General features: G+C 31.2%; 4 protein-coding genes and 1 pseudogene. 3 read left to right on the top strand and 2 right to left on the bottom strand.

The window, feature by feature from the left end:
* Nucleotides 1-261, bottom strand: a pseudogene (locus L950_RS25090) (hypothetical protein); the annotation flags it as partial.
* A complete protein-coding gene (locus L950_RS29100) occupies nucleotides 207-362 on the bottom strand; it encodes a hypothetical protein (protein ID WP_021190179.1) in 156 nt (51 codons plus the stop codon). The gene L950_RS29100 and the pseudogene L950_RS25090, both read right to left, overlap by 55 nt.
* Nucleotides 363-558: 196 nt before the next feature.
* On the opposite strand from L950_RS29100, the gene L950_RS37645 reads away from it, so the two are divergent.
* From L950_RS37645 to L950_RS25080, 3 genes are all read left to right on the top strand, one after another.
* Nucleotides 559-636: a DUF1963 domain-containing protein gene (locus L950_RS37645; protein WP_132773383.1), complete on the top strand. Its 78-nt coding sequence runs from the start codon at nucleotides 559-561 to the stop codon at nucleotides 634-636.
* Nucleotides 637-648: 12 nt separating this feature from the next.
* Nucleotides 649-1,227, top strand: coding sequence for a hypothetical protein (locus L950_RS25085; protein ID WP_021190178.1), 579 nt, complete (start codon nucleotides 649-651; stop codon nucleotides 1,225-1,227).
* 238 nt (nucleotides 1,228-1,465) lie between these two features.
* A complete protein-coding gene (locus tag L950_RS25080) occupies nucleotides 1,466-2,050 on the top strand; it encodes a DUF2310 family Zn-ribbon-containing protein (RefSeq protein ID WP_021190177.1) in 585 nt (194 codons plus the stop codon).
* The last annotated feature ends 25 nt before the right edge of the window (nucleotides 2,051-2,075 follow it).

Below are 2,075 nucleotides of genomic sequence, written 5' to 3'. Positions count from 1 at the left end.
AAACTGCATCGTTACTTTGGCGATCATATAGTCTGCAGACTCCTGTACGATGGTGGTACTAGTTTTACAGTTTAGCTGCTCACCTTTTTGCTTTTTCAAAAAGCTGATAACTTCTGAACGGCTGTTTGTCTTCACCTCAGAGGCTTGTACTTTTTGACTAAAATCTGCTGTAAACAACTGCTCTACTCCTGCCGATTGTCCCTCTGTCATAACCGCAACATAATGATCAATGGCGAGATCTGCTGTAGATAAATTGACCACTGCTTTTTAGGATTTGATACCTCTGGTTTGCCTGCTGCCATAGTGAATGTAGATACTGCGATCAAGGCTGCTGCCGCGAATGTTTTTGCTAAAGTTTTCATAATGTCTTTATGTTATATTGTTAGTTTTATCTTATTTGTTGATTCAAAAGTAGGGTGTTAATCGTCCCAACCCGATGGCAATTAGACTAAACCAACTAAAAACTCGGTGAATGAAGGAAATAGATACGTGAAGTTGTAACCTATCATTTCTTTTGTTAAATTGGAAAGGATTACCAAACTAATAACGAATTAAAATATGCAAACACTAATTCACCCTGAAGATTTTATAAATAAGCGATTTGACAAAGCTTGGTTCAACTGGGATTGTTGTTAATCATTTAATTTTATGGATGATTTTCTTTTTCCTTTGATTTTATTTCTCATCTTCATAGGTACACCAATTGTCGTGGGATTATTGATATATATAATACCTAAAAAACTGGGATACCCAAGGTTTGCAAGATATCTGCTATTTACCTATGGTTTTATTTGCCTATTATTTACATGTTATCTATTTTTTAGTGATTATTTTTTTACAAAATCTGATGCGCTCAAACTTGTTGAAGAACAAGCGATAACATTAGTAGATGAATTTAAGATCAGTAACTATAACTCATCGTTTGCAATTGGTGAGAGTTATGAAACATTTACGCTTAACATCTCTAATTTGGATAAACAAAAAGCTATTTCGAAAATTATAAATTCCAAAAATTTCCATTCGAACGAAGATTCTAATCACATTGTATCTTATAATTCATTAAATCAATATTGGGGTCCAAAAATTACACAGAATTATGAAACAGAAGATGCTTATGTTAGGGAGTATTTTAAACCCAGTGGACAAAATAATTATACTCCTACTTTTAGAAAAATTACGATAAGCAAACTGAAAAATGAATTAATATATGAGGATATAGACGAATAGAATCATTCTGTAAAAACGTCTAATACTATTTAATTATATTTTTATTCAATCAAGTTTGACACCTTTGTTTATAAGCGGAAACACATTGTGCCATGGTCATGGCGGACAAAATGGACTGGAATTAGTATTTACAGCTTGGTTAGCTTTACCAATTTTAATACTATTTAGTTTTGTATTTAACCGTATATTCAAGCCAACGAATTTTTATAAAAAAAAATGAACAAATAAGAAATCACCATTGTCAACAGGCTCTTTGCGAAAGAATAAAATTGTAAGTCTTCCATATACACTTGAAAAAAAATCACTTAGTAAAAAGTATAATAACAAATATGTCCAAGACCAAATAGACAAAATTGAAAAACTTAGTGGATCGACAATTTCAATTAAGAATATAGGTAAAACAAGTTCAGAGTATAAGAAACCTTGTATATGTTGTAAATCTGAATTTTACATTCTTATCACAAACTACATTTCGATTGACTCTCCATTAACGTGTGGTACATGTAACAAATCTGTCCCAATTTATAAGCTACCAAAATTTTACGACTTTGGTTATATGCCAATTTTAAGTTGGGAAACAAACTATCAAGCTTGTGATAGCTTACAAATGAATTGTGAGGTCGGAGAACGTTGGTCTTTAAATCAGATGCAAGAAACAAAATCACCATTATCAAAGCAAGGTTTGGATATATGTAAACAAATTGAAGAACAAACGACAATTCCAACATTTTATTATTTATACAATTACAGGAAAAATAGTGGAGATGATAAAAATAGTGGACTTGCAAATAAAATCGGCGTACTAGTTAAGCAGTTTTTTTAAGATTTTGTTTTTTGTTATTGAAATT

The sequence above is a fragment of the Sphingobacterium sp. IITKGP-BTPF85 genome (assembly GCF_001006065.1).
Lineage (GTDB): Bacteria > Bacteroidota > Bacteroidia > Sphingobacteriales > Sphingobacteriaceae > Sphingobacterium > Sphingobacterium anhuiense.
The sequence above is the reverse complement of the archived record's forward strand: the minus strand, read 5'-3'. Positions and strand labels throughout refer to the sequence as shown.

Excerpts from the sequence above, each read along its gene's own strand:
- L950_RS29100 (WP_021190179.1), bottom strand. The coding sequence starts at position 362 with ATGAAAACTTTAGCAAAAACATTCGCGGCAGCAGCCTTGATCGCAGTA.
- L950_RS37645 (WP_132773383.1), top strand. The coding sequence starts at position 559 with ATGCAAACACTAATTCACCCTGAAGATTTTATAAATAAGCGATTTGAC.
- L950_RS25085 (WP_021190178.1), top strand. The coding sequence starts at position 649 with ATGGATGATTTTCTTTTTCCTTTGATTTTATTTCTCATCTTCATAGGT.